This is a genomic window from Nocardia terpenica (genome assembly GCF_013186535.1).
GTDB classification, from domain to species: Bacteria; Actinomycetota; Actinomycetes; order Mycobacteriales; family Mycobacteriaceae; genus Nocardia; species Nocardia terpenica.
Genome location: NZ_JABMCZ010000003.1, coordinates 259,682 through 282,368, shown reverse-complemented (window position 1 = coordinate 282,368; position 22,687 = coordinate 259,682). Strand labels below are relative to the sequence as shown.

38 protein-coding genes are annotated in these 22,687 nt (G+C 65.3%); 11 read left to right on the top strand and 27 right to left on the bottom strand.

Annotation, left to right across the window (positions count from 1 at the left end):
• Nucleotides 1-5: 5 nt before the first annotated feature.
• On the bottom strand, nt 6-536 hold the full coding sequence (locus HPY32_RS22700; RefSeq protein WP_067594777.1) for a hypothetical protein: 531 nt from the start codon (nt 534-536) through the stop codon (nt 6-8).
• Between the two features lie 150 nt (nt 537-686).
• Here HPY32_RS22700 and HPY32_RS22695 point away from each other — a divergent pair, with 150 nt between their 5' ends.
• A complete protein-coding gene (locus tag HPY32_RS22695; protein WP_067594780.1) occupies nt 687-1,052 on the top strand; it encodes a hypothetical protein in 366 nt (121 codons plus the stop codon).
• Nucleotides 1,053-1,296: 244 nt separating this feature from the next.
• Here HPY32_RS22695 and HPY32_RS22690 read toward each other — a convergent pair whose 3' ends face one another.
• The 3 genes from HPY32_RS22690 to HPY32_RS22680 all read right to left on the bottom strand — a co-directional run bounded on the left by HPY32_RS22690 (nt 1,297) and on the right by HPY32_RS22680 (nt 2,298).
• Nucleotides 1,297-1,524, bottom strand: coding sequence for a hypothetical protein (locus HPY32_RS22690; protein WP_067594783.1), 228 nt, complete (start codon nt 1,522-1,524; stop codon nt 1,297-1,299).
• 73 nt (nt 1,525-1,597) lie between these two features.
• Complete coding sequence (locus HPY32_RS22685) at nt 1,598-1,924, bottom strand: hypothetical protein (RefSeq protein WP_156674743.1); 327 nt, start codon at nt 1,922-1,924, stop codon at nt 1,598-1,600.
• A gap of 20 nt (nt 1,925-1,944) precedes the next feature.
• The gene (locus HPY32_RS22680) at nt 1,945-2,298 is read right to left on the bottom strand and encodes a P27 family phage terminase small subunit (RefSeq protein ID WP_067594788.1); all 354 of its coding nucleotides are present in this window, start codon (nt 2,296-2,298) and stop codon (nt 1,945-1,947) included.
• A 358-nt stretch (nt 2,299-2,656) separates the two neighbouring features.
• On the opposite strand from HPY32_RS22680, the gene HPY32_RS22675 reads away from it, so the two are divergent.
• The 8 genes from HPY32_RS22675 to HPY32_RS22640 all read left to right on the top strand — a co-directional run bounded on the left by HPY32_RS22675 (nt 2,657) and on the right by HPY32_RS22640 (nt 7,358).
• Nucleotides 2,657-2,887: a hypothetical protein gene (locus HPY32_RS22675; protein WP_067594791.1), complete on the top strand. Its 231-nt coding sequence runs from the start codon at nt 2,657-2,659 to the stop codon at nt 2,885-2,887.
• Between the two features lie 231 nt (nt 2,888-3,118).
• Entirely contained in the window at nt 3,119-4,234 is a 1,116-nt protein-coding gene (locus HPY32_RS22670; RefSeq protein WP_067594793.1) for a DNA polymerase III subunit beta, read from the top strand.
• An 86-nt stretch (nt 4,235-4,320) separates the two neighbouring features.
• Nucleotides 4,321-4,719 carry a hypothetical protein gene (locus tag HPY32_RS22665; RefSeq protein ID WP_156674744.1) on the top strand — a complete coding sequence of 133 codons (399 nt, stop codon included), beginning with the start codon at nt 4,321-4,323 and terminating at the stop codon, nt 4,717-4,719.
• Between the two features lie 87 nt (nt 4,720-4,806).
• Nucleotides 4,807-5,370 carry a hypothetical protein gene (locus HPY32_RS22660; RefSeq protein WP_156674745.1) on the top strand — a complete coding sequence of 188 codons (564 nt, stop codon included), beginning with the start codon at nt 4,807-4,809 and terminating at the stop codon, nt 5,368-5,370.
• Entirely contained in the window at nt 5,367-5,675 is a 309-nt protein-coding gene (locus HPY32_RS22655) for a hypothetical protein (RefSeq protein WP_156674746.1), read from the top strand. Before HPY32_RS22660 ends, HPY32_RS22655 begins: the two co-directional genes overlap by 4 nt.
• A gap of 8 nt (nt 5,676-5,683) precedes the next feature.
• Nucleotides 5,684-5,911: a hypothetical protein gene (locus HPY32_RS22650; protein WP_156674747.1), complete on the top strand. Its 228-nt coding sequence runs from the start codon at nt 5,684-5,686 to the stop codon at nt 5,909-5,911.
• A gap of 266 nt (nt 5,912-6,177) precedes the next feature.
• Nucleotides 6,178-6,747: a hypothetical protein gene (locus tag HPY32_RS22645; protein WP_156674748.1), complete on the top strand. Its 570-nt coding sequence runs from the start codon at nt 6,178-6,180 to the stop codon at nt 6,745-6,747.
• Between the two features lie 302 nt (nt 6,748-7,049).
• Nucleotides 7,050-7,358, top strand: coding sequence for a hypothetical protein (locus HPY32_RS22640; RefSeq protein WP_156674749.1), 309 nt, complete (start codon nt 7,050-7,052; stop codon nt 7,356-7,358).
• Between the two features lie 627 nt (nt 7,359-7,985).
• Here HPY32_RS22640 and HPY32_RS22635 read toward each other — a convergent pair.
• From HPY32_RS22635 to HPY32_RS22535, 22 genes are all read right to left on the bottom strand, one after another.
• Entirely contained in the window at nt 7,986-8,357 is a 372-nt protein-coding gene (locus HPY32_RS22635; protein WP_067596263.1) for a hypothetical protein, read from the bottom strand.
• Nucleotides 8,357-8,653, bottom strand: coding sequence for a hypothetical protein (locus HPY32_RS22630; protein ID WP_067594801.1), 297 nt, complete (start codon nt 8,651-8,653; stop codon nt 8,357-8,359). The genes HPY32_RS22635 and HPY32_RS22630 overlap by 1 nt, the downstream gene beginning before the upstream one ends.
• A 155-nt stretch (nt 8,654-8,808) precedes the next feature.
• On the bottom strand, nt 8,809-8,994 hold the full coding sequence (locus HPY32_RS22625) for a hypothetical protein (RefSeq protein ID WP_067594804.1): 186 nt from the start codon (nt 8,992-8,994) through the stop codon (nt 8,809-8,811).
• A complete protein-coding gene (locus HPY32_RS22620) occupies nt 8,991-9,200 on the bottom strand; it encodes a hypothetical protein (RefSeq protein WP_067594807.1) in 210 nt (69 codons plus the stop codon). The genes HPY32_RS22625 and HPY32_RS22620 overlap by 4 nt, the downstream gene beginning before the upstream one ends.
• A gap of 334 nt (nt 9,201-9,534) precedes the next feature.
• Entirely contained in the window at nt 9,535-10,353 is an 819-nt protein-coding gene (locus tag HPY32_RS22615; RefSeq protein ID WP_156674750.1) for a hypothetical protein, read from the bottom strand.
• A 619-nt stretch (nt 10,354-10,972) separates the two neighbouring features.
• On the bottom strand, nt 10,973-11,206 hold the full coding sequence (locus HPY32_RS22610; RefSeq protein ID WP_067594812.1) for a hypothetical protein: 234 nt from the start codon (nt 11,204-11,206) through the stop codon (nt 10,973-10,975).
• Nucleotides 11,203-11,334, bottom strand: a complete 132-nt coding sequence (locus tag HPY32_RS45750) for a hypothetical protein (RefSeq protein WP_269456527.1) — start codon at nt 11,332-11,334, stop codon at nt 11,203-11,205. The genes HPY32_RS22610 and HPY32_RS45750 overlap by 4 nt, the downstream gene beginning before the upstream one ends.
• Nucleotides 11,331-12,161: a phage antirepressor KilAC domain-containing protein gene (locus HPY32_RS22605; RefSeq protein ID WP_067594815.1), complete on the bottom strand. Its 831-nt coding sequence runs from the start codon at nt 12,159-12,161 to the stop codon at nt 11,331-11,333. The genes HPY32_RS45750 and HPY32_RS22605 overlap by 4 nt, the downstream gene beginning before the upstream one ends.
• On the bottom strand, nt 12,158-12,343 hold the full coding sequence (locus tag HPY32_RS22600) for a hypothetical protein (protein WP_067594819.1): 186 nt from the start codon (nt 12,341-12,343) through the stop codon (nt 12,158-12,160). The genes HPY32_RS22605 and HPY32_RS22600 overlap by 4 nt, the downstream gene beginning before the upstream one ends.
• Entirely contained in the window at nt 12,340-12,780 is a 441-nt protein-coding gene (locus tag HPY32_RS22595; protein ID WP_067594822.1) for a DUF6197 family protein, read from the bottom strand. Before HPY32_RS22595 ends, HPY32_RS22600 begins: the two co-directional genes overlap by 4 nt.
• The gene (locus tag HPY32_RS22590) at nt 12,777-13,271 is read right to left on the bottom strand and encodes a WhiB family transcriptional regulator (protein WP_156674751.1); all 495 of its coding nucleotides are present in this window, start codon (nt 13,269-13,271) and stop codon (nt 12,777-12,779) included. Before HPY32_RS22590 ends, HPY32_RS22595 begins: the two co-directional genes overlap by 4 nt.
• Entirely contained in the window at nt 13,271-13,732 is a 462-nt protein-coding gene (locus tag HPY32_RS22585) for a hypothetical protein (RefSeq protein ID WP_067594827.1), read from the bottom strand. The genes HPY32_RS22590 and HPY32_RS22585 overlap by 1 nt, the downstream gene beginning before the upstream one ends.
• Nucleotides 13,729-14,181 (bottom strand): hypothetical protein, encoded by a 453-nt coding sequence (locus HPY32_RS22580; RefSeq protein ID WP_067594830.1) that lies wholly within the window; start codon nt 14,179-14,181, stop codon nt 13,729-13,731. Before HPY32_RS22580 ends, HPY32_RS22585 begins: the two co-directional genes overlap by 4 nt.
• Nucleotides 14,182-14,312: 131 nt before the next feature.
• The gene (locus HPY32_RS22575; protein ID WP_067594832.1) at nt 14,313-14,681 is read right to left on the bottom strand and encodes a hypothetical protein; all 369 of its coding nucleotides are present in this window, start codon (nt 14,679-14,681) and stop codon (nt 14,313-14,315) included.
• A gap of 69 nt (nt 14,682-14,750) precedes the next feature.
• Nucleotides 14,751-15,092 carry a hypothetical protein gene (locus HPY32_RS22570; RefSeq protein ID WP_067594835.1) on the bottom strand — a complete coding sequence of 114 codons (342 nt, stop codon included), beginning with the start codon at nt 15,090-15,092 and terminating at the stop codon, nt 14,751-14,753.
• Nucleotides 15,089-16,138, bottom strand: coding sequence for a hypothetical protein (locus HPY32_RS22565; protein ID WP_156674752.1), 1,050 nt, complete (start codon nt 16,136-16,138; stop codon nt 15,089-15,091). The genes HPY32_RS22570 and HPY32_RS22565 overlap by 4 nt, the downstream gene beginning before the upstream one ends.
• Before the next feature lie 40 nt (nt 16,139-16,178).
• Nucleotides 16,179-17,192 carry a hypothetical protein gene (locus HPY32_RS22560; protein WP_231951960.1) on the bottom strand — a complete coding sequence of 338 codons (1,014 nt, stop codon included), beginning with the start codon at nt 17,190-17,192 and terminating at the stop codon, nt 16,179-16,181.
• Between the two features lie 95 nt (nt 17,193-17,287).
• Nucleotides 17,288-17,545, bottom strand: coding sequence for a hypothetical protein (locus tag HPY32_RS22555; RefSeq protein ID WP_067594847.1), 258 nt, complete (start codon nt 17,543-17,545; stop codon nt 17,288-17,290).
• Nucleotides 17,542-18,495 (bottom strand): DNA-methyltransferase, encoded by a 954-nt coding sequence (locus tag HPY32_RS22550; RefSeq protein WP_067594850.1) that lies wholly within the window; start codon nt 18,493-18,495, stop codon nt 17,542-17,544. Before HPY32_RS22550 ends, HPY32_RS22555 begins: the two co-directional genes overlap by 4 nt.
• Nucleotides 18,473-18,757, bottom strand: coding sequence for a hypothetical protein (locus tag HPY32_RS22545; RefSeq protein ID WP_067594853.1), 285 nt, complete (start codon nt 18,755-18,757; stop codon nt 18,473-18,475). Before HPY32_RS22545 ends, HPY32_RS22550 begins: the two co-directional genes overlap by 23 nt.
• On the bottom strand, nt 18,754-19,830 hold the full coding sequence (locus tag HPY32_RS22540; protein WP_156674753.1) for a hypothetical protein: 1,077 nt from the start codon (nt 19,828-19,830) through the stop codon (nt 18,754-18,756). Before HPY32_RS22540 ends, HPY32_RS22545 begins: the two co-directional genes overlap by 4 nt.
• A 3-nt stretch (nt 19,831-19,833) precedes the next feature.
• A complete protein-coding gene (locus tag HPY32_RS22535) occupies nt 19,834-20,685 on the bottom strand; it encodes a PD-(D/E)XK nuclease-like domain-containing protein (RefSeq protein ID WP_082871770.1) in 852 nt (283 codons plus the stop codon).
• Between the two features lie 77 nt (nt 20,686-20,762).
• On the opposite strand from HPY32_RS22535, the gene HPY32_RS22530 reads away from it, so the two are divergent.
• Together HPY32_RS22530 and HPY32_RS22525 are read left to right on the top strand one after the other, a co-directional pair.
• Entirely contained in the window at nt 20,763-21,134 is a 372-nt protein-coding gene (locus HPY32_RS22530; RefSeq protein ID WP_156674754.1) for a hypothetical protein, read from the top strand.
• Between the two features lie 85 nt (nt 21,135-21,219).
• The gene (locus HPY32_RS22525) at nt 21,220-21,378 is read left to right on the top strand and encodes a hypothetical protein (RefSeq protein ID WP_156674755.1); all 159 of its coding nucleotides are present in this window, start codon (nt 21,220-21,222) and stop codon (nt 21,376-21,378) included.
• Between the two features lie 34 nt (nt 21,379-21,412).
• Here the strand turns inward: HPY32_RS22525 and HPY32_RS22520 are convergent, their stop codons facing one another.
• Nucleotides 21,413-22,687 carry a DNA cytosine methyltransferase gene (locus tag HPY32_RS22520; RefSeq protein WP_231951898.1) on the bottom strand — a complete coding sequence of 425 codons (1,275 nt, stop codon included), beginning with the start codon at nt 22,685-22,687 and terminating at the stop codon, nt 21,413-21,415.

The window sequence follows — 22,687 nt, the reverse complement described above, 5'->3', positions numbered from 1 at the left end:
CGGTGTCAGGCAGTGTGCGGCGGCTGCGCCTGGCCGGTCCCGTCACCGACACTCGGCACCGGAGTCGGCGTCGGCGCGGTGCCAGTCCCCGAGGTGCCACCCGCCGGGGTCTGACCGGTCGGCTGGCCGGGAACCGGAGTCTGACCACCCGGAACCGGGGTCGGCTGGCCACCCGCCGGAGTCTGCCCACCCGTACCCGGCTGGCCGGGGGTCGTCGGCTGGCCTGGGGTGCCGGGCTGGGTCGGGGTGCCGGGCTGGGCCTGCACATCGCCACGCAGGCGGGCGATGACCCGGTCCAATCCACCGAAGTTCATGGTGGCGGGCGCCCCCTTCTTCAGCTCGGCCAGCTCCTTCTCCAGGTCGTCGGCGATGGTGGCCAGGGTGGCGACGTTGGCGTCGAGGATTTCTTGATCGGTCAAAATGGCTCCTAGGGCCTCGAGGATGAGCACCGCCCAGTGCGGGATCGGTGCGGTTTCTGCACGCTCGGTGGCGCGCAGAAAATTGGTGATGCGGTGACGGCGGAACGTCAGTTCCATGCGGGTACCTCGCTAGGGGTGGTCTCGTGGAATCCGTTGCCGGAAACCGGCATTGCTGTCATGCTTGGCGGCGCGCGAGGACTCCTGGCGGGGGAGATTCGCCTATCCGGGCCCGTAGCTCGCGCACGATTCATTCGAGGGGAATTCGCGATGACACGTATCGCCCTGGCAGCCCTGACCGCTGCCGCCGCCGCATTCGCGGTAATCAGCATCAGCACAACGCCCGCGTCGGCGGCACCCGTCAGCGCGGCTGCTGTCGCCGACGACCCGAACGATCTGCTGGGCGCATTCCTGGAGGGCCTCACCTCCGGCAGCTCGGGCGCCCCGCGCGACGCCCCGAGCGACGACGGCATCGTGGGCTACTACAGCAGCCTGCACGACTGCCAGGCCGCCAAACGAGCTATGGGGCTCGCCGACGGCGCGTGGGCAGCGGACAGCGGTGAGCAGTACGGCACCTGCGAGCAAGTCGCTGGGACCGCGGGCGAGTACGAACTGGAAGCCCACACGCTGCCCTGACTTTCCGCGATGGTCTTACTCGTCGAGCGCGCGCTTCCAACCGCCGTCGACGAGTATCGCGGCGCGGTCGGGCGTTGATGACGAAACTGGCTGTGGATCTTCAGCTGTGGCTCACGCGGTGTTCGACGAACGCCGCGTGAGCCACCCCGGTAGCGTCGGCCAAGGCGATCAGGTACTCACGGGGCGGAGTGACCCAGGCGGCCGGGAAGGCCGAGCCGAACTGCCGCGCCGTTCCGTCGAGAACTCACTGATCGCACACGGTCACATGGTGCAGAAACCCGAGAATTGTCTCGTCCGAATCCATCCAACCGGCGACGATCATTGTCCGCGCCGAAAATCCCTGCCGGACAGCAGCATCCGTTATCGCAGGCGCGTAACGAAGGCAATCACCATCCTGGGCCGCATCTCGAGCAAGCGGTGCCAGCACCGTCCGGAACGCCGCCTCGAGACCATCGTCGGTCAACCCAGCCATCCCGAAGTCTCCTGTCCGCCAGTCCATGGCCTCCGCATTATCGGGCCAGGGACCATCATCATCACAGGATGGCTCACCCGTCGATCGCCACGTGCCAGTCACGATCAACGAGGATCGCAGCCCGGTCGACCGGCAGGAACCCACTCGCATGCGTGACACCGCGCAGAACGCCCCAATCGGCATCGTCACCGCGCCATTCGTCGACGCCCGGCCGCGGAATGCCGACCTGTTCGGACAGCGCAGCGAGGATGCTGGCGAGCTTGTAGTAGGCCGCTGAGGGTTTCGTGCCGCGCCGGTAGGTCTGGGCACGGACTTCCTCGAATTTCGCGCCCGTCTTCGCATAACGCTCCACCGTCGCCAACGGCGCGTCCGGATAGCAGCGGACGGTCAGCTCGACCAATTCCTCCCAGCGAGCCGTCATCAGCCGTTGGCCCAGGACTCGGCATCAGCCAGAAAGCTCTCCAGCCCGTCGCCCGGCTCGGCTGCGGAGTCGTAGAGCGGGATCAGCCGGGCGTAGCGCCACATATCCGACCGCAGGCCGGTCAGGATGGTGATCGCCGGGTGCTTGGTCATGCCGCCGCGCTCACCGTCGCGGGTCATACCCTCCATGTGGACCAGGCGCATGGCCTCCTGGTACATCGCCAAACAATCGCAGTAGAGCGCCAATGCGTCCAGATTTACGATGGATGCCCGGCCCTCGCCGTGGATACGCTCGACGTGCCGAATCCAGTGCGGCTCAGCGCCTTCGGCGAGGGGGAACGGCGGCTCGATCATGACGACTCCTTCCCGGCCGCCGACCGGCACGAACTTCGGCCAAGATGCCTCTGACCGGGGCGAAAAAGGTTCTCGCCGAATCGGTTTTGTGAGGGACTGCTGGGGAGAACGGTCCGCCGGCCGCCGCGCCAGGGATACCGAAGGGGGGTACCCGGGATACCCTCCCGGGGTATGTGACAATCCGACCGGTGGGTTCCTATTCGTTTGCCGTATGAACCGGTGGACGCAATTACGGGATGGTCGACCGGGGCAGCCTTCTCCCCTAACGTCGTCACCACACCGCACCGGGCACACCGCAACGACGACCGGGAAGCGAACTCGAATGCACCACGCACCTAGCGAGGAAAGAGAACCCGAAATGCTCACCAACGAAGACGCCCGTCGCGCCGTCATCACGGCCATCGAGGCCAACGGCACCGACGTAGCGCATCGCGACGAGTTCGACATCGAGGCCATAGTCACCGAAATTCGCGACACCACCGGCGGCTACGACATCGAAGCCATGGACGCCGATGAGTTCTGGGCGGTTGTGGAGCGGCACGAGATCACCACTCCCAGCATCGAGACGGACCACACGCCGAAGTCCTAGCCGCTTGCGGGACGCTGCGCACGTCGCAGCGTCACCGCTGGCCGCTAGTGCAGCGGTACCCGATCGTGCCTAACCGTGCACGGTCGACTACGTCTCGGCCGGTCCTGCGACCGATGCTGAAGACAGCACATTACATCCTGACCATTGGCAGCTGAATAGATTCAGCCGAAAAGCAAATTCCGTTGCGGGCAGACCTATGCCCAAAATCACCAGAAAGAAGAGGATCTCACAATGAGTACCATCGAAATCGACCTGAAAGATTTGAGTACAAATCTTACCTTTATCAAGCGCGCTACCACGGTGGGGCGCCGATACAGTCACCCGAGTCTCACACTGTTGCGTATCGCCATAAGCGATGGCATTGCGGCCATTGCGTTTTACGACTATGAGACTGCGGTTACGGTGCGGATGGAGGCTACCGGGGATGACTGCACTTTCGCGGTACAGCTGGAAGAGTTGGTGAACGCTGTCAAGGCTGCTGGCTCGAAGGGCACGGCTGTTTTCTCTGTGCATGAGAAGTCGCTCAGGCTCGAGGTGGACGGTATTTCGATTGCCGCACCGCTCGGCGAGCCTGCCGCAGTGGAGGACGCGCCGAGTGTCCCGGCAATCGACGGGGAGCCCGCATTCATTGTCTCGGGTCCGGAATTCGCGGATGCTATCAACGCGCTCGAGGTGTCGCGTGGCAACGATGACACCTTGCCGATGCTCACTGGTGTCAGGCTGGAATCGGACGGGGCGCGCGTGGATGCTGTCACCACGGACCGATACAAGGTGACCAATGTGCGCATCCCCAGCGCTTCGCTACCCGGTGAATGTGAGGCCCTGCTTCCGGGTAAGCCGCTTGCCGCACTCGGTAAGCGTGCGGTGAAAGAGTCGTCGGTTTCCGTGACGCTCGGCGGGGGCGATACCGTCGCGATCGAATCGGACACGGTCACGTTGGTGTTGCGGAAGCTCGATTGCCAGTTTCCGAAATGGCGCCAACTTTTCACTATGGTCGACAATGCTAGTGCCTCGTTCGAGGTTGACGCACAATCGCTCGCGAAGCGGCTGAAGAGTCTGACAGCGAGCACGCTGTCGGTCCACCTCGGAATTACGGAGGAGAACGTTACTCTGACCGGGCACTCGCGCGACGGGGATACGGTGTGCACATTCGTTCTCGACTCCGGAAACCTCCGCGTCGAGAATTCGATGGTTATCGCATTCAATACGGGATATCTCGCACAGGTTCTTGCCAGCGTCCCGCGTGGCGCGAAGGTGCATTGCAGCTTCACCAAGCCTAATCGGCCGATGCTGCTGGAATGGAACCAAACGCGAACCATGCTTATGCCCGTTCGCCTCCCCGGGTGAAGTTTGTCCTAGCCGCTTGCCTTGTGCGCCGAAATGGTTCGGCGCGCTTGGCTGGCAGCTAGGCCAGCACGGAAAGGAACACGGGGATGCCCGGAAATCTTGACGCTCTGATGACGTTCGGCCACATCGTACGTTCCGACGGAAACGGCAACGCGACCGATGAACTTGAAACCACCGAATACGTACCCGATATCGTTTATGTCGAGCTCGACCCGGACGGGCAGATCTCCTATCCGCTGAATATCGATATGGTCGGATACGGGGATTGGTCGCTATTGCGTGGGTGGACGTCACAGGCACTCAGCCGTCCGGATGATCCGATCATGCATAACTCCGAATTTATCGGAGGGAAGCTCGAAATATTTATCCGCGAGACTTCCGGGCTGTACGTCGCCGTCATGGTTGACGCGTGGGCAGAAGATGAGGACGGCGAGAACATCCCTGTCGGTTGGGCAGTCGCATACAAGGAATCGAGCGGGCCCTAGTCGCTTGCCTTGCGCGTCGCCTTCGTCGGCGCACTTGGTTGGCAACTATGGCCAGAAGAAAACCCGAGTACAGAAAGTGGTAGACCTATGTCCAAAAAAGACGTTCAATCCGCTAACGATATTCTCATGGAGGTAAAGGGAATGTTTGACGCTGTCTTCGACCAAATGGAGTGGGCGGAAGATGAAATCGAGCGCGCCCAGCGTCGCTACCCGCACGCGAAAAACAAGCTGTATCACTCTTTCCTGCTGCTCAGGGCAACCCACGATTTGATGGGCACCGAAATCGTGTATCGCGCGCACTGCCGCGAAATTCTCGCCCGTGTTGTCAAAGGTGAGGACACCCGTCCGGGAACTGCGGCGGAGATTTGCACCATGATGAGCGAAATAAGCCTGCGCACGTCCTTGAACACGGCGGCATTCGGTTTGTATGCGCGTGCGTGGAAGCTGGCAGGCTTGCCGGGGGACCAGTTTGACAGCTTGCCCCATTATGAGGCAATCGCGGGATCGCGTATCGACGATTTCGAGGCAGAGTCTCGCGCGAAGCTGGCCGTTCCGGATCGGCGCTTCGGAGTAGACGAATGCGGTGGTATGCATCATGGTGACAAGGTTGATTGCGAATTCGCGGCCAAGTCCAAGGGCGAAGCGGCATGACCGAGCAATGCTGGGTTCGTACTACGGTTAACGTCGAGGCCAATCCGCCTCTGAATCCATACCCGCCGTTTATCACAGTGCGGGTTACGCGATGGGATGGCTATACGGCGGATTCGGCATTGAAGAACCGTATTGAGCGATTGCGTTGGACGCGCACAAATTTCGATCTCGACCGCGCCAACCGGCGAATTTCGCTCACCCGTCGGCGCGAGGGCATCGACCCGATTGCACGCAGTCGCCCGACAATCGAGCATGTCACTATCGAGTTTCTCGATACCGATCCGAGTCAGGACAATAAGGAGTAGATCACCCGGTGAATGTCATTCGCGAATATGCCAATGGCGCAAAGGTCTACGAAATCGACAGCGACACACAGTTCGGTGTTAGCCCGGATGGGCGTATCTACTGGGCAACCTCCGAAGGTTGGGTTTGGGTCATGAAGTCTGACCGTGTGATTCAGAATCATTACAAAATACTTGGCGATTCTACCGGTTGGCCTACCGTCGGCGGTACCGAGTACTACTACCTCGGTACTGAGTAATGGCTACGCTCGAAGGTCGCATTGTCTGGGCTTGCCGCGAATCGAGTACGGGACCCACACGGGGAGATCTGTCCTAGCCGCTTGCCTCGCGCGTCGGCAGCGTCGGCGCGCTTGGCTGGCGACTAGGCCACCTAGAAAGGGTACGAAGAAACATGATACCGATTCTGATAGAAGACATCGAATAACTGATACACCAACATTCACAGTGGCGTAGTTCTTCGGGCCTGTCGACTGATATAGCCGATTACGGCACGATCCAAGACTATATGGCTATCATTGCGAACTTTCTCGTGACGCAAGGTGTCGAACTCGGCTGGAAAGATGGATCGAAATACAGTAGGACCGGGCACGTACGGACGTATACGGGCCGCGAAACCGGGGCCAGATTCGCTCACTGCGAGAACTGCGGATGGAATCAGCACAGTAACGACCATGCACACATCGATTCTGCGGCGGCGCGGCATGACTGCCGAGAACGCAGCGGGATGAGCAGCGGTACTCGCGTGGAGAAGGTTGCGCGCGGAGATCTTGTCATGGTGGAACGAGTGGACACGATTTACCCGTTAGTTGCGTCACCGTACGAAGAGATCGTGGTGCTGATCGGTGTAGTTATGTCCGTCACGAACGGAGGGCAGGTCAAGACGTGGGGCGACTGTCACGGCGCTAGCCATAGTAGAGCCTATGACCCGCTCGGGACGCGGTACCACGTCGTAAGCAAGGCCAGCATCGATGTTGCCGCAGCAATGGAGTTCGCGGCGAGCATTCCCTGGCCCCCTTTCGGTTCTGTTGACGAAGCGCGCGAAGCGCTCGGCCCGTTTTATGTTCACCGTCCCTGACTGCCAGTCTGGATTTCAATTCTGAGAGGTACAGATGGAATACGGCTACTTCAATAACCCCGACAATCCCGTTTGCTCGGCCTGTGGAGACCCTAACGAGGGGCAATGCGCATATTCGGAATGCGCGTTTTGCGGACTGTATGTCTGCGAGGAATGCGATATCGATTACAAGACTGATGTAGGAGCCTTGTGCCCGCGCTGCGCAAAGCGCGGAAAGCATTTCTAGTCGCTTGCCCTGCGCGTCGGCATTGTCGGCGCGCTTGACTGGCAACTAGGCCAGCGCGAGAAGAGGATTAATCACAATGACGGCAGCTACAGCCCTGGCAGCGAACTCCGATGCACTCAGGGGTTATATGGGCAGCACCAAGAGAGAGCTTGCGGAAATTCTGGCACGTGCGGAGCATGCGACAGAATGCCTCGCGGACGGTAGTGCGTTCACGGCAATAGTGCTGGAAATATCCAACACGGGTAATTCGGCCGTGCGCGTAGTGCTGGAAATCGATGCGACGCCGGGCGAAATGCTCTGGGTACGTGAAGGGCATCGCGTGTCGTTTTCGACCAGCGCCGATTTGCCTTCCGATATCGATCTCGCCTACTACGAAACGCACTGAGACGGCAGAGCCCAGGCAACCGGAACCCCCGCCAGCATCACCCGCTGGCGGGGGTTCCGCGCGTATACGACCAAACCCAGCCGACTCGAAGGAATTATCACTGCGACGATAGGAGTACGGAGAAGGTAGAAAGCTAGGCGCCGACCGGCGCAGAGCGGCCCACAGAGCCGCTCGAAATCTACGCCCCGCGTGCAACGGCACAGCGGGGAATCCCGCTCACCGCCCACGAGGCGGTACCGGCCGAGATGACGCTGTCCGACGCGACCGCGGACGCGCGGCCCCTGGGGCGGTCGGCGGTGCGCGCGATGGCGTGCGCTACGGCCGTTCACCTGGGCGCGAAAGGCCCGCGCCGGAAGGGGATGCGACACGCCGAAGCGATGGCGACACGCGCCGTTATCGACCCGTGATAACCGAGGAGGTAATCAGTCATGGAGTGCATACCCCCAGGTCAGACATGAACAGGCCGAGCGGTCGGTCGTTGCGGGGGCTCACGTTCTGCTCGACGGTTCCTTCATCGGCCTGCGAAGGTGGGCCGCCAGAAATTTTTTTCCTACGCGCGCCACCGACGTTTCCGAACGCGACGCGTGGGCGCACGATCGGCAACGGGCCTGATGCGGGCGACGATGATCAGCGCGACTTTCTCCAGTTGTTGACGCCCTGTGTCCGGGCAGTGTGCCGGTTGTGGCAGTACTCGCACAGGGCACGCCCGTATTGCGGGTCGTCGGGGTCGAGTCCGGCAGCAACCAGTTCGCGCCGCGACTGCGGATGGTGGTCGGCGCGGTCTCCGTAGCCGCCGCAGATCTGGCAGGTGTAGTGGTCGCGGTGGAGCACCTCGGCGCGGAATCGCACGACATGCTCTGTGCCGTAACCACGCTCGGTACGGCTGCCGCGGAGCATGTCGTTGCGCTTGTAGTGCAGGGCCAGGTGCCGCGCGCACTTACCGCCTTTGACCGCGGCCTCACCGCAATAGGTGCATGGCCGCCGGTACGCCGTCGGCATCAGCACCACCGCAACGGATGCCGCACCCGACGACCGATCACGGTGAGGCCGCGGAGGGTCTGCTCCACCAGGATGACCGCGGTGTGCAGCTGCGCACGGTCGCGCAGCGCGCAGCGCGAGCCTGAGCAGGGCAACCAGCCCACGATCATGCCGTGACGGTGTACTCCGGCGCTGGCCGCCCATGACCATCCGTGGTGGGAGCGGCTGGCGTCGAATTGGATGCCGAGCAGCGCTGTGTCGGTCGTCGGCTGGTAGGTCATCGCGTACAGGCCGGGCCGGTGCGTGTGGATCTCCACGAGACAACTCCTCGCGAGAGTGCGGGGACGGGCGGCCGAGGACAGCGGGCCGCGGCGGCGGGGATCTCCCTGCGACCGGGACCTCCTCGGCACCCGGAATTCCTTGGCGCTCCGGGTCTTTGCGGAACTCCTCGTTTCCGGGAGTTCGTCGATTATCAGGAATTCCTGGCGGGTATGTGGATGAGGACGCTGCCGTCGTCGCCGTGGGAGATCGTGGCGCCGAGGTCGGCGCGTTCGAGCAGGCCAGTGACGATCATGATGATGCTGGCGCGTTGGCCGTCGGTGAGGGTGCCGAGGATCTTCGGGGCGTCGACCGCGGGCTTCTTTCTAGGCTTCTTCATTTGCGTCGCGGCTTCGAGGTCTTCGGGTGCGGCATGAAATGATTGCGGCGAAGGAAGTGGATAATGCCTTCTGCGACTTTCTGTTTCACCGCATCACTCGCGCCGTCGAAGAGCACCAGGCGCAAGTCCTGGCCGCCGGGGTGCGGGAGCGTCGACAAGGTGTTGGCCAAGGCGAGGACGGCGGGGTCGGTTTGTTCGTCGGTCACAAGATGTCCTTCCGACGTGACGTGAAGCCCCTCATGGTTGCGCTGGAGGGGCGGCAGCGGCGCACGCGGACCGGAGGCGAAAGGGCGATTCTCCGGTCGGGCGCTGGGACGCGGACCTCGGGGTGTCGGGGCGAGGCAGCGTCCCTGGACAAGAGAGCACCCCGGCAGACTGGGGGTACCGCCGGGGTGTCTGTGCAGTTGTGGAGCCGAGGGTTTTGGATTCATAGCCGACGCCCCAGGCGCTTCAGCCTAACCATATTCTGTTCGGGGTTTTCCATCCCCTGCTGGTCATTCGGCGTGTCAGATGCTGTGGGTCGTAGCCGGTTTCGCATTCTCACGCGGCCAGCACACGTGGCTTCGCGCCGCCGAGGGCGGCGAGGACATCGGCGGCCGAGTAGAGCTTGCGGCCGGTGGTGTCGGTGAGATGCCGGACCGGGTTGCGGCGCCGGTAGCCGAGGTCGTGAATCCTCTTTGTGGTGATGTCCTGGCCGAGGCGCGTTTTCACGATGATGACGATCTCGGCGGCCTCGAAGTAACGCCGGTAGATCTCGTCGTCCACATTCACGTCCACATCGGCGCGGGCGACACGGGCGCCGCAGCTGCGGCAGCGCAGCTGATCGGCCTCGCGCAGCCCGAACAGGCCACCCTCGCAGTGCGGGCACGGCCCGACGAACACCGGCAGCTCGCGGCGGTCGATGGTCGCGGCGGCCAGGGCGACGGCGGCGGCGATCTCGTCGGCGCATTGCGCGGCGGCGGGCAGCTTCGGGATGTGGGCGGTGTGGTGGGCGAGCCAGCCCGCGAAGTCGGCTGCGGTCGGCCGGTGGGTGCGGCGAATCCGCTTCTGCCCCTGTGCGGGAGCGAACGGTGTGCCGGTATGGGCGGCGAGTTCCTCGGCCCACGCGCGGAGGGTGTCGCGCAGGACGTAGGCGGCCTCGGAAGCCGCGGCGTTGTAGGCCAGGGGTGTCTCGGGGGTGTGGCTGCCGTCGCGGTACGGGCCGCCGAGCCGGTCGCGCCGGGTGAGGGTGACCTGGAGCTGCCGCGACAACCACCCGACCGCGCGCAGGTCACGGTACAGGCGCCGATTACACGGGTCGCAGATGACATTCGGGGTGGAACGGTGACAATTCTCCATCCCGCACTCACGATCTTCCATAAACGCAGTTTATACTGCGTAAAGTCGCGGTGGGACTCGATGTCTGGAGCCGGTCCGACCTGGACTCTATGATCCATGACGTGTCAGATGAAAAGCCGAGGCAATGCCAGAAGTGCCTCGAACGCCCTGCCGGGCCTGGCGGCGTACTGTGCCCTCAATGCCGCGAGGCGATCGAACAGTTCAACCGCACCCACTGGGGTGGCGAAGTCTAGGCCCGCCGGGTCGGGGCGGCCTGTGATGAGTCCGATGGGTCGGCTCGATCCGCTGCGTGGCGAGCCGGATGTGTCCGCGCCGATTACCGATCTATCGATCCCCGACCCCGCATCCCCGTCCGCCGGAAGACCTTGGCGGATCACAGGACACGTGTCGGTGCCCGCGTGTATCGTGGGCCACTGTCCGGCCGGAGAGTTCCCGCGTCAGCGGGGATGAACCCTTGCACGAGTCAATCGTGTCCTGCTCCCCGCACGCGCGGGGATGACCCTTGGTCCAGCAGTCACGGTGATGAACCGGAGACTTGCTCCCCGCGTCAGCGGGGATCGGGTTCATACTCCCCGGCCGGACGTGTCCCTACTCCTGCGGCAGTGTGGTCACTCCGGCACGTTCCTCCATGATGCCCTCATCAGCGGTCGTTCCTGCGTTCGTGCAGCGCCTCGGAGTAGTTGATGGTCACTGCGGTGAGCGCGGCAGCTGTTGCTGCCCAGCGCCATTCGCGGAACAAGGCCAGGGCGTGGCCGCCGAGTTCGGCGCCGGAGATTGTGCCGATGCCGACCTCGATGACGTAGATGACGAGCAGGACCACGAACGGGACCGTCGCGGCGAGAGTGCCGAGCCAGGCGGCGCGGAGCGTACTCATACGGCCGCCGTCATCCAGATCATCAGCGCGATCCATCCGGCGGTCGAGAGCACCAGCAGCAGGCACGCGGCGAGTGATCGGTAGAACCCGCGTGCGTCCGAACCCGGCGGGGAGCCATGCGGATTCATGCCATACCGTCCTGGGGCAGGTCGGACAGTAAGCGCTGCAAGCCTTTCGGCGTCACGCGCGGCTGCGGCGGATCAAGGACCAGTTCACCGGTTTTCGGGTGGTAATGGCTCTGTGGGAGCACCGACATGTAGCCGTGCTCGATCGCGTACTGCATCACCCGCCAGCGGCCGTCACCGGCTCGGAAGATCCAACCGCGCTCGGCGAGTTCGGCGAACAGACGTTGCTGACCGGTGGTGATCCCGGCGCGGGTGAGGGACTGCGCGGCGTCGCGGACGCTCAGGTCGCCCTCGGCGTCGAGCAGCTTGGCGGCCACCTCGGCCTGGGGTTCCAGTTCGGCGACCCGCTCGGTCAGCGCGGCCACCCGCCGCGCCGACACCTGAAGGGCACGGTCGATCAACTCGTCGTCCGACAGCGAGGACACCGGCGTGCGGGCGCCGCTCTCGGTGTCGAGCAGGTAGTCACGCACCCGCCGCGCCACCGGCGAGTCCCGCAACAGCATCCCCACCCGCAGCACCGCACGACGCGAGAACAGCGCGAAGGAACTCGCGGAGGACAGTGACAGCTTGTCACTCTCCTCGAACATGGCGCGAAACGCGGAGCGTGTGACAACGCGGTATCCGTCTGTGTCGAACTCGTCACGGTTACGGACGACCGTCTGTCGAATGACATCGATGCTCACCTCGTAGAACTCGGCGACCATCTCCGTGGTGACATGCAGGTCGCCGGGCAGGGTGCGCAATACACCGACCTTGTCCAGCACATCGGTGCGGGGTGCCAGTGCGTCACGCTCGGCGCGCGCACCGGCTACGGTCAAATCCGTGCTCATGTGGGGTCCTCGAAGTTCCAGCGGATACGGGTGAGTCGGGAGACCGGGATGGGGACGAGTTCGCCTGCGCCGGTGCGGCATTCCGCGTACGGGAACGGCCACGCCCGGACGGCGTGCACGACCACCAATTCGGTATAACCCGGCGCGGCTGCCAGTGCGCCCCTGGGGAATTCGCGTCTCACGCGATCTCCTGCCCAGCCACCTCGGCCACGTCGGTCACGCGGGCCAGCTCGATAGCGTGGGTGAAGACGTGTTCGACGTGGGCGAAGGTGGTGTCGAAGCCGTCGTTGAAGTCGGTGATCGTGCGCACCGGCGCCGGGACATCGTCGTCGGCCGTGCTCGGCGGGCGCTCGTAGCCGAGCGCGGTGACGGCCGCCGCCAGGCACCGGATCTCGGCGCGGTCGCCGTAGGCGCGAGTGAAGTCCGTGGGCTGCGGTGCCACGACCGCGTGCACGGCACCGACCGAGCAGTAGCCGAAGCAGTGCTCCCCCTTCGCCGACACCGTGTCGTCATCGTCGCCGACGTCGACGTCCTCACGGGCCCGGCGCAGGCTGCCCTTGATCCAGCCGCCGGTACGCAGCAACTCCAAGGCAGCGGCGAGATTATCTTCCGTGGTCATTTCTCGTGTCCTCGTTGATATTTCGCGGTGTAGTAGCTGCGGGTGCAGCCGTGACATAAGCCGTGCGCGCCGTAACGGACACCGCCGTCGGGGACCGGGGCGCCCTGGGCGACGGTGATCCGCCCGCACCGGCGGCACGGTGTCCCGGAGGTCTCCCGCTCCGATGTCGGCCGGGGGACGAAGGTGAGGCCGTGCCGGGCGGCGACACGGCGGCGGGCCTTCTCGCAACGTCGGGCGTTGGCGCTGAATCCGAAAACGACTCCGGCGCAGACGATTCCGTTGAGGTCTTCGCCGGTGTTCAGGACGTGGTCGTGTGCCCATTGGGCGCAGTGGCGGGCGACCGGGCAGCCGCGGCAGACCCGTTCGGCCAGCCGGGCGCGCGTGACATGGCCGTCGGGGTAGTTGTCCAGGTCCCACGCCGCCGGGTCGGCGTAGCGGCACAGCGCCGCGGCCATCCACGGTTGCGGCGGCGGGGACCAAGCGCGCGGCACTACTGCCGCCTGTCGTCCTCGCCTGCGTCCTCGGCGAATGCGATGGCGGTCTCGGCGACCTCGCGCCAGAACTCGATGTGGGTGAGGGCGACAGCGGCGCGAGTGGTCAGTGTCCGGCAGGCGTGCTCGGCGTACAAGGCGCGGGCCAACTCGTCACGGCGCGCGGCACGCGCGTGGTCGGCGCGGGCGCGCTCGGCGGCCTTCTCGGCCGCGATCTCCTCGGCGAACTTGATCTTGGCCATCTTGAGAAATTGGTATCGGTTGGTGGCCGAGCGCATCGCCCGGCGGGCTTCGGCGATGGCCGGTCCCAGCCGGACCTCCAGGTCGTATCGGCTGTCGGTTTCGCTTCCCAGGCGGGCGATCTGCTGGTAATCCTTGCCGCGCAAGTAATCTCCGCATCGCTCGATCGGCACGCTGCGCGCCTGCCCGTCCTCGTCGATGCTGGTGTAGTGGATCGTCATCGGTGGTCCTTGGTAGTGGTGAGCACGTGCCGGGCGACGACGAGCCAGGCGTTCTCGTGCAGTGGGGTGCGGGCGTAGAGCTGGCTCAGCTCGTCGGCGAGCTGCTGCTCGCGTTCGTCGTCGGCGCCGCGAATCTCGGTGTGCGCCTTGACCGTCGAGACCGTGAGCCGTTCGGTGTCCCAGTAGTGGAGGGCGGCGGCGAAGAAGCTCCGGCGGCCCTCGGCGACATCCACATCCCGCTGGGCATTGGCGCAGGCATTCACGAGATTGCGGCGGATGTCGGCTTGGGCGGTGACCAGGGCGCGCTGGTCCGACGGTGTATCCCCCTCCGGGCGCAGCGGTGCGTAGAAGCGCCTGTTCCCGTCGCCGAGCAGATAGTTGCCCTCGCGGGTGATGACACATTCCCCGGACCCGGCACTGTCGTCGGCGGCACGGTGTTTTCCTGACATTCGACTTCCTTCCGTGATTCCCCGGTGGACGACTCCCCTTGCGTCTCTTTCCGATTCGATCCTCACATCGAATTCGCGAAATCTTTCCGCTAGGACAACTCGACCGAAGCGGGGCGTGGCTAGCGTTGCGGCTATCGGGCAGCGATCTGTGTCTGTAGGACGGCGTCGAGCAGGATCGCTTGCGCGGCCAGCGCGGTCTCGGTGTCACGTTTCGGTGAGAAGGCGTCGACGATGACGTCCGGGTCGGCGACGACGAGGCTGGCCATGATCGTGTCGGCGCACAGCTCGAATTCGGTGGTGCCGAAGAAGACGGCGTGGGGGTCGAAATGATCGCGTATGACCCGAGCGAGCCGTGCGGCCGTGTGCTGCTGCGGATTGCGCGCAATGGGGTCGGTGCACATCGGCTTGCCGTGGTCGTCGTGGTGGGCGAGTGCGTCTGTGCGGGAATCGGACAGGTGAGCCCGCTCGGCCGACTGCGGTGGAGTGTCGCGGTCAGGCACGGGTGTGTTCCTCGGGGTTGTTGCGTTGGGCGAGTGCGGCTTTCACGGCTTCGGCGCCGCGATCGGTCATCAGACGGCCTTTCGATCAGCGAGAGCGCGCACGAGGGTCATCACCTCTGCGCGCCGCTCACCGGACGCCACCGCAGGAAGTACTGCGCGGTGCGCTTTTTCACGTTCGGCGCGGTCGCGGCGGATGTCGCGGGCATGGTGGATGAGGTGTTTGGGCATGGCACGGTCGGCCGATTCGCAGTAGTGGCGGGTGACGGCGTCAAGCAGATCGGGCAGCGGCAGGTCGTAGCGGGTGAACGCCTCGGCCCAGCCGTGCGCGATCACGGGATCCGGTTTGGGGAACGTCGGGTCGAATGCCGCGCATTTGGCGAGCACCTGGGCGGCTTCGGCGGGTGTGGTCATTGCTGAATCGCTTTCTGGTCGTGCGGTTTCCGGTCGATCAGGGGCGTGGACGGGTCGGGGGCGAGTTGAGCGCCGAGGGCGAGCCAGCCGCGGGCCTTCATGGTGGCCGCGCCCTCTCCGGGCCCTGTTGGTGCTGGCCGGGATCGGGTGCGGACGACTTCGGAGACCAGCGACGCCAGCGCACCGGGACCGAGATGCGGTTTGGCGAGCCACAGCGACAGTGCTTGTCGCACATCGCTTTCGGGTGTCCCGGACCGCAGCAGTGCCCCGGCGCGGAGGGCGAGGTCGGTGCGCACGGCGTGTGGATGGTCGTCGGGGATGGTGTCGCGGACGAGTTTCCAGCCGGTCGGGTCGACCGCTGGACCGAGCGGCGTTTCGTCGTTTCTCGCGCTACTTACGTAAGGGCCGCACGGGGGGTGACCCTCTATTTCTTTCTCTATCTCTATCTCTGGTTCGATTCCGTTCGTGTTTTGCTTCAGCGCCTGCTCTAGCAATGCCGAAGCATTTGCTTCGCCGCCCCGGCTCGTTTCCGCTGGTAGCCGAGTTTTGACCGTGTCAACGCCGGTCGGTTCCGCGGCCGTGGCGCGTGACGGGTTTCGCGGCCCGGAATCGGCCGAATTTCCGTGCTCCGTTACCGTTTCGTGACTGTGCGGGGGTGAAGCATCTGCTTCGCTGGTGCTTCGCGTTTTGCTTCGCCGTGTCTGTCCGGATCGCTGGCCGCCCTTGCGGCCCGCCTCGGCCCGGACGGCGCGCCGGGCATCGAGTTCTCCGGCGCTGGGCTGATGCTCCAGCCAGTCGTGCATGACCGCGGCACCGTCTCGCAACCCGACGAGCCCGGCACCGACAAGTTCGTTGCGCGCCTTGGCCGCCCAGCGTTTCGTCCAGACCGTCAACGGGATACGGCCATCGTTGCCGGTGCGACGACACAGACACCATGCCTCCACGAGCGTCCGGAACGCCTTATCGGACAACGGTTCCACCTTCGGGTGCTCGGGCATACCACTGTGGACACGCACGAACTCCCGCGGGTCCAGAGCCCGCGTCATAAGCCAGCTCCTCGTTCGCTTCCGCGCCGCCGCCCAGGCATCACGCGACCTCGATTCCCGAACGGCATCCATACGGTGAGCAGCCGTCCGGGTCGCCGTACTCGGCGAGCTCGTCGAAAATGTCGATCTGCCGGTCGGCCCATTCGCGACTGCTCACCCGGTCGATCGGGGCGAGTTCCAGGGGTAGCCGAGAGCGGTGCAGGAACGCCTCGCCGTTGAGCCGACCGACGCCGATACGGGTGCCTCCCTGACGGATTCGGCGATCGAAATCGACGGCATCGGCCCATTCCCGCGGCCGGTGATCGCGCATCTCCCGCCACTGCCGGTTCCCGTGGTACGGGCACCCGATACACGCTGATCTCGCCACATCCGGCCACCCGGCCGCGCGCAGCCAGCGCTGACAATCCTTGCGGGACATGCCCAGTTCGAGCAGCGGGTACCGCTTGCGGGTGTACCGGTTCTCGGGCCGGTCGTTGACGCGGTGCACCTCGTCGGTACTGAATCCGATCCACTGCTCGGCGACCCGACCGCGCGGCACCCGGCGGTAATCCGGCGGGGCCGCGCCGAGCAGTTCACGAACCTTCCGGTTGATCGGACCCAGTTTGTACTCGGCAGTGCACTGACGGCGCCCGATCCCTTCCAACTCCCGACGCGTCGCCGGTCGCTCGACCGTGCCCGTAACCACATATCCGGCGTTTCCACAGTCCGCACAGTCGGCGGGTCTGCCCTCGCCGAGGGGATCGGATTCCGCGTCGTAGTCACACCACCCGCACCCCCGGTTCGGGCACGGCGCGGTGACCGGTTGCCGGATAGTGTGGTTCGGTGCCAGCGTGTAGTACGGCACCGAGACGAACCGCTTGCGCGGATCGAGGGTATCGGCGCGCAGGTCACCTTTCGATACCCGATACAGCGGTATTCCAGCACGATCAAGCTCGGCGGTGAGCCGATCAAGATGCTGGTAGACGTGGACGGGCTCCCACCGGGTATCGGCGAAGATCGCGGCGTCCACACGCATCGAATCACCGTTCGGCAATACCTCACCGCGACATGCCATCAGCGCCAGCGTCGTCGACTGGACACCGGCACCCAGACTCAGAATGTGCAGCCGCGCACCGTGATTCGTCGAGACTAGCTCGCTTGTTCCGGGCATCAATCACCCTCCGAACCGTTCAGATCCAACATCGGTGCCGCGACGGCGCAATCGGAGCGGCAGTCGGCACACAGCCGATCCCGCGGCACCTCGACGTCAGGGCGAAAAGGCCGACGACAATCGCGGCAATCCATCAACACGACAGGGCCGTGCTTGCCGACCTTGTAGCGGTGCGGGACCGGCCGCCGCAGCGGTTGCCCCGGCGTGAGCCCATGCCGATCGCTGCCCGGCCAGGGACCGATCACGACCGAGTTCACGGTGCGTCCTCGAGGTCGAGACCGGGCTGTCGGAGCCGGGTCCGCAACGACAACTCAAGGTAGTCGCGGTTCAGGTCGACTCCCACGTATCTGCGGCCGTGACGCGCAGCGGCGAGACCGGTGGTGCCCGAGCCGGAGAACGGGTCGAGCACGGTGCCGCCGGGCCTGCATCCGGCCCGCACGCACCGCTCGGCCACCGCGAGCGCCATCACCGCGAAATGCGCGTCGGGGAACGGATGCGTGCCGATCGACCACACATCACCCGGATTCCGGCCACCCGGATGCACAGCCTGTGCCGGATCGAATGTGTTCGGGTAACCGATCCCCTGCTGCGAGCGGTCCGGCGCGGTGCGACCGCGTGCCGCACGCGCAATGCTCGCTTCCGCGTGGTTCTCGCGGACGGAGTCCAGATCGAACCAGTACCGTTGCACCTGGGAGAACAAGAAAACCGTCTCGTAGCGGCTGCTCAGTCGATCGGTCACACTCTCGGGCATCGCGTTCGGCTTGTGCCAGGTGATCGCGTTCCGCAGAATCCAGCCGTCGGCCTGCAAGGCGAATGCGCCGCGCCACGGGATACCGAAGAGGTTCTTGCCAGGGATGCCGGTCACGGCACGTTGAGCGCAATGACCGCGAGCGCGTGTCGTGCCGCTTCGGACGTCACAGGTCGACCGGTTGCCCCCGCTGTAACTGTCGCCCAGGTTCAGCCATAATGTGCCATCGTTGGCGAGCACCCGGCGCAGCTCTGCGAACAGCACCCGCAGCCTCTCGACATACGCCTCCGGTGACGCCTCGAGCCCATACTGACCGGGCACGCCGTAATCGCGGAGCCCGTAGTACGGCGGCGAGGTCACGATGCAATCGACCGAATCCGTCGCCAGCTCCCGCGCCACCATCAGCGCGTCACCGTGGTACAGGGTCACCGAGTCGTCAGCGAAATATGGTGCGATCATCGCCGTCTCCGGTGCCGAACAGGGTCGTGATGAACGCGCGGACGCGAGCGAGGTCGGCTGGCGAATCCAACGCGCCGGACCCGACCGCGGCGATGATGTTCGCGAGACGCTGCTCGTCGATCAGCTCACCGATCTTGCCGACGAGCGCGAGCAGCGCGTGCGCCGTTGCGGCGCTAGTGATCTCGATCTCGGCCAGGATGCCGATCTCGCGGGGCAGCGTGGACAACGCTTCGAACGCCTTGGCCTCGTGGTAACTGCTCACCGGTCACCACCTTCGACCGGCTCGCCGTCGACAGGCAGTTGCCCGGCCGCGGGCGCAGTCATCAGGAACTGCGTCAACGTCGCACATTCGGAGGCGGTGAGGTCGGCCGGGTCGCCGATCTCGCGCCGGAATTGGGTGTCGAGGTAGGCGAGTTGCGCTTTCCGGCTGCGCAGTCCCTCGGCGCGCAACGCGGCCCCGAGTTGGGTGATCTGATCCTGGGTCGGCGCATCCTCGCGCGGCGCGGTATCGGCGGCGGCCTGTTCGAGCTCGGCCGGGTCGGTGGCCCGCGGTGGTTCCGGTTCCGCGGCGGCAGGCGCGGCAGGTTCGTCGCTGGGTGCCTCGGGCATGTCCGGTTTTTCGACCGGGTCCGAGGTGGGCTCGGCGAGCAGTGCGGCGGCGCTGACTCGTTCGGATCGCACTCGCACCGGTGCCGGGTTGTCGGGTTCGGGTTCGGATTCGAGGTCTTCGCGGGTGTGGGCGATGCCGAGCAGGACATCGGGGGCGAGCTTGCGGCATACCTCGGCCGCGGCCTTGGCGTACAGCATCGCCTGCGGGTCGCTGAGGTACTTCTCGTTGCCGATCAGCTTGCCACTGCTGTTGGTCTTGTACTTGCCGGTCTTCTCGTCGACGGTGGGCACGTATCCGGCCTTGCTGGCGCGGTCCACTGTCCATGTGCTGGTTTCGGTTTCGCCGTCCGGCGTGGTGCCGGAGACGGTCACCGATTCGTCGCTCGAGGACACGGTGCGGATGCGGTAGCCCTTGGCCTTCAGCAACGCGACCATCGTGCGGGCGTAGATCGCGGGGGCGCCGTGCACCGTGAAAATCTGTTGCAGGCTCTGGATCGGGTTCAGGCCCAGCTCGGCGCCGTACAGGATCGCGACCGCCCCGTCGGCGGGTTTGCTGCGGTAGATCGCGGGTACGAGCGCGGTCCGGCACAGCTTGTCGGCGAGCTCGTAGGCGATATCGATCGCCTGCGCGTACCGCGCAAGACTGTCGATCGGATCGGAGATCGATACATCATGGGCCACAACAGATTTCGATCCAGAAGGGATGTGGTCGAGTTCAGTGGTCACGGTCTAGTCCTGTCTGTATGCCCATGCGGGCTGGTCGATTTCGTGGACGGTGTCGCCGTAGCCGGGCCAGTGGCCGCAGGCACGGCATCGGGTGTAGAGGTCGATCGCGGCTCGGTTGCGTTCATGCCCGTGCGCGGCGAAGGCGGCCGGTACCTGGTTGAGGGATACGAGATGCGGCGGCCGTCGGCCGACCGTGATGAACAGGAATCCGGCATCCACGCCGAGCTCGGCGAGCCCCTCGGTGTACCAGGCGTCTTGCTGGTGGTAGCCGAATTTCCGGATGGTCCTGGCGAATTCGCGTGGGCAGGCGGTCTCGGCGGTCTTGAGGTCCATCGCGAGCGCGGGCCCGGACGCGGCGGTGTACAGGGCGTCGATCCGCATCCGCCGCGTGACGCCGGTCTCCGGGTCACGAAACCACCCGGAGATCTCGCGCTGCGCCGCGTCCAGGCGTGGACCGATCACCGGGTGCAGCCGCACCGCGTCGGCCATCGCGACCGCGCGCCGGTATTTCGCGGTGAGCAACGCAATCTCGCCCGCGGCGCGGTGTTCGCGCCGCGCCTGCTGCGCGGCCTTGTACGCCCAGCTGTCGGCACGGACCTCCACGACGCGTGCGCCGACGCCGAGGGTCAGCGAATGCACCGCCGAGCCGAACTCCATGATCTCGTTCACCTCGGGCACGACCGGATGGGTCCAGTCGTAGATCCATTGCGCCGGAACAGTTGTGCCGAGCGCTTTCGCACCCGAGCACGACAGGGCATCGAGATCACCGTGATACTCGCCCTCGGGCACACCCATATACAGGCCAGGCTCGAACAGCGGTGCGCCCTGGATGATTTCGCCGCTCACACTACTCATCGCCCACCCCCTTGCAAGGGTGTCTGACACCCTGCTACATTGGGTGTCAGACACCCCAAGAGAATGGAGCAAATCCCATGAGCAACACCGGCTCTCGAAGCGGAAGCCGCCTCGACGTGCTCGCCGAACGCTACGCCGCCGAAATCGCCTACCTGCGCACCAATTACGCCGCCGAGCCGACGGTCACGACCACGGGCGGGGGCTGCACGGCGTTGCAGGCGCGGTTGGGCAGGCTGCGGATGCTCGCCACCAACGGCGACCATTGCCTGATCGGCCCCGACCAGGACGAGGAGTACGAGGGCGTGCCCGTCGAGTGGCTGGTCGCCCTCTACGGCCGCGACGACGCCACCGGTGACGATCGGGTCGCCCAAGGCGAGGCGGCTGATTTCGAGGCGGCCGTCGCCGCCGCCGTGGCCTCCTACGAGTGTGGCGACTTCGTTCCCGAATGACGGTCCCCAGACATCGATCCGCAGCACCATGGGGAGATGACCACGATGCCCCTCGTATCCGGCCCGGTGGCGAATCGAGTCGCCGGTGACTAGCAAGGGCACACCACGGCGGACCCTCCGTATCGCCGACGAGATCTGGGACCCGGCCGAGGCCCGCGCCGAACGCGAAGGACGCAAGGTCGTCGACGCGATCCGCGAGTTCCTCATCACGTTTGGGGAATCCGAAGGAACCGAAGAGAAATGAGTGCTGTCGACCACGGTCTGCGGCGCGCCCGAGCTCATCTCGCCACCTGGCATACCGTGTGCAGGTGACGAAACCCTGCCACCGCTTGGGGTGGCACCACACCGTTCCCGATGACGCGCAGTTGCTCGATCCGCGACAGGCCGAGCGCGGGATCGGTGACCCACCCATCGGGCCAGAACATCATCCATTCGGCGAATCGGGCCGACAAGCGCATGCGCCCATGGCGCGTGGGTTCCGTGGGCGGGGGCGCGGGCCGGGAAAGGCGTTGCTGCCGGACGATCCCCGCCTCGTAATCGCCCCACCGTGACGAGCCGTGATACAGCACGTAGTCGATCAACTGTGTCGCATGCCCCGCCCGGGTCTGCGGGTGCGCACTGCCACCCGTGCCATCGGACGCGTTCGGCGTCGGCGGCAACCGCTGTACGGCAGACGGCAACATCAAATCACCAGAACTGCCACGTTGGTTGGGACCGCCTTTCGCTCCGTCGCTGGCACGCGGTGTCGGCAGCAACGCGCCCTCGCCGTAGGCGCGGGCGAGGCCACCGAGCAGCAGCTCGTCTCGACGATCGCCCGACCGCGTGACATGGCCCCCCGTCCCGTCCGCGACCGACGACGTCGGCAACAACACCGTCACCGTTCCCGGCACGCCCCTGGCGATATCCGGCTCACCGTGTCCGGCAACGTGTCGTCTCCGGCCGTGCGCGCTCGCCCCGCTCTGGTCCGGCCCGGCCGGTTCGCCGCGCCCTTGTGATCGCGCGCGGTCGGCGTCGGCAGGGTGGGCCAGCACCAGGACCCGCGTGCGCTGATGGCAGGCACCCACGTCGCACGCTCGAACGCACGTCCATTCCGCGTCATACCCGATGTCGGCCAGGTCGCCGAGAACGGCTCCGATCGCCCGGAGAACAGGTCGACTTGGCCCGTCTGCCACAGCATCCGGGTCGGACTCCACTCGGCGAACGGCTGGCGCATTGAGCAGCCCTCTCACATTCTCGATCAGCACCCAGCGCGGGCGAATCACCTCGATCGCGTCGCGCATCCGCGACCACAACCCCGACCGCGTGCCATCGGACAGCCCGGCGCGGAGCCCGGCGGCCGAAACGTCCTGGCACGGAAAACCTCCCGTGATCACGTCCACGGGCTCCACTGCGGTCCAGTCGATTTCGGCGACATCGCCGAAATTGAGAACATCTGGCCAGTGATGGGCGAGTATCTTCGATGCGGCCGGGTCGTTTTCGCAGTGCCACGCCACCGACGCGCCCGGAAACACGTGCAGCGCGGCCACATCGAGCATCCCGGCACCGGAGAACAA

Bases quoted from the DNA above. Each gene is read 5' to 3' on its own strand.
- HPY32_RS22700 (WP_067594777.1), bottom strand. From the start codon at position 536: ATGGAACTGACGTTCCGCCGTCACCGCATCACCAATTTTCTGCGCGCC.
- HPY32_RS22695 (WP_067594780.1), top strand. From the start codon at position 687: ATGACACGTATCGCCCTGGCAGCCCTGACCGCTGCCGCCGCCGCATTC.
- HPY32_RS22690 (WP_067594783.1), bottom strand. From the start codon at position 1,524: ATGGCTGGGTTGACCGACGATGGTCTCGAGGCGGCGTTCCGGACGGTG.
- HPY32_RS22680 (WP_067594788.1), bottom strand. From the start codon at position 2,298: ATGATCGAGCCGCCGTTCCCCCTCGCCGAAGGCGCTGAGCCGCACTGG.
- HPY32_RS22675 (WP_067594791.1), top strand. From the start codon at position 2,657: ATGCTCACCAACGAAGACGCCCGTCGCGCCGTCATCACGGCCATCGAG.
- HPY32_RS22670 (WP_067594793.1), top strand. From the start codon at position 3,119: ATGAGTACCATCGAAATCGACCTGAAAGATTTGAGTACAAATCTTACC.
- HPY32_RS22665 (WP_156674744.1), top strand. From the start codon at position 4,321: ATGCCCGGAAATCTTGACGCTCTGATGACGTTCGGCCACATCGTACGT.
- HPY32_RS22660 (WP_156674745.1), top strand. From the start codon at position 4,807: ATGTCCAAAAAAGACGTTCAATCCGCTAACGATATTCTCATGGAGGTA.
- HPY32_RS22655 (WP_156674746.1), top strand. From the start codon at position 5,367: ATGACCGAGCAATGCTGGGTTCGTACTACGGTTAACGTCGAGGCCAAT.
- HPY32_RS22645 (WP_156674748.1), top strand. From the start codon at position 6,178: ATGGCTATCATTGCGAACTTTCTCGTGACGCAAGGTGTCGAACTCGGC.
- HPY32_RS22640 (WP_156674749.1), top strand. From the start codon at position 7,050: ATGACGGCAGCTACAGCCCTGGCAGCGAACTCCGATGCACTCAGGGGT.
- HPY32_RS22635 (WP_067596263.1), bottom strand. From the start codon at position 8,357: ATGCCGACGGCGTACCGGCGGCCATGCACCTATTGCGGTGAGGCCGCG.
- HPY32_RS22625 (WP_067594804.1), bottom strand. From the start codon at position 8,994: ATGAAGAAGCCTAGAAAGAAGCCCGCGGTCGACGCCCCGAAGATCCTC.
- HPY32_RS22615 (WP_156674750.1), bottom strand. From the start codon at position 10,353: ATGGAAGATCGTGAGTGCGGGATGGAGAATTGTCACCGTTCCACCCCG.
- HPY32_RS22610 (WP_067594812.1), bottom strand. From the start codon at position 11,206: ATGAGTACGCTCCGCGCCGCCTGGCTCGGCACTCTCGCCGCGACGGTC.
- HPY32_RS45750 (WP_269456527.1), bottom strand. From the start codon at position 11,334: ATGAATCCGCATGGCTCCCCGCCGGGTTCGGACGCACGCGGGTTCTAC.
- HPY32_RS22605 (WP_067594815.1), bottom strand. From the start codon at position 12,161: ATGAGCACGGATTTGACCGTAGCCGGTGCGCGCGCCGAGCGTGACGCA.
- HPY32_RS22595 (WP_067594822.1), bottom strand. From the start codon at position 12,780: ATGACCACGGAAGATAATCTCGCCGCTGCCTTGGAGTTGCTGCGTACC.
- HPY32_RS22585 (WP_067594827.1), bottom strand. From the start codon at position 13,732: ATGACGATCCACTACACCAGCATCGACGAGGACGGGCAGGCGCGCAGC.
- HPY32_RS22580 (WP_067594830.1), bottom strand. From the start codon at position 14,181: ATGTCAGGAAAACACCGTGCCGCCGACGACAGTGCCGGGTCCGGGGAA.
- HPY32_RS22570 (WP_067594835.1), bottom strand. From the start codon at position 15,092: ATGACCACACCCGCCGAAGCCGCCCAGGTGCTCGCCAAATGCGCGGCA.
- HPY32_RS22565 (WP_156674752.1), bottom strand. From the start codon at position 16,138: ATGACGCGGGCTCTGGACCCGCGGGAGTTCGTGCGTGTCCACAGTGGT.
- HPY32_RS22560 (WP_231951960.1), bottom strand. From the start codon at position 17,192: ATGGCATGTCGCGGTGAGGTATTGCCGAACGGTGATTCGATGCGTGTG.
- HPY32_RS22550 (WP_067594850.1), bottom strand. From the start codon at position 18,495: ATGATCGCACCATATTTCGCTGACGACTCGGTGACCCTGTACCACGGT.
- HPY32_RS22535 (WP_082871770.1), bottom strand. From the start codon at position 20,685: ATGAGTAGTGTGAGCGGCGAAATCATCCAGGGCGCACCGCTGTTCGAG.
- HPY32_RS22530 (WP_156674754.1), top strand. From the start codon at position 20,763: ATGAGCAACACCGGCTCTCGAAGCGGAAGCCGCCTCGACGTGCTCGCC.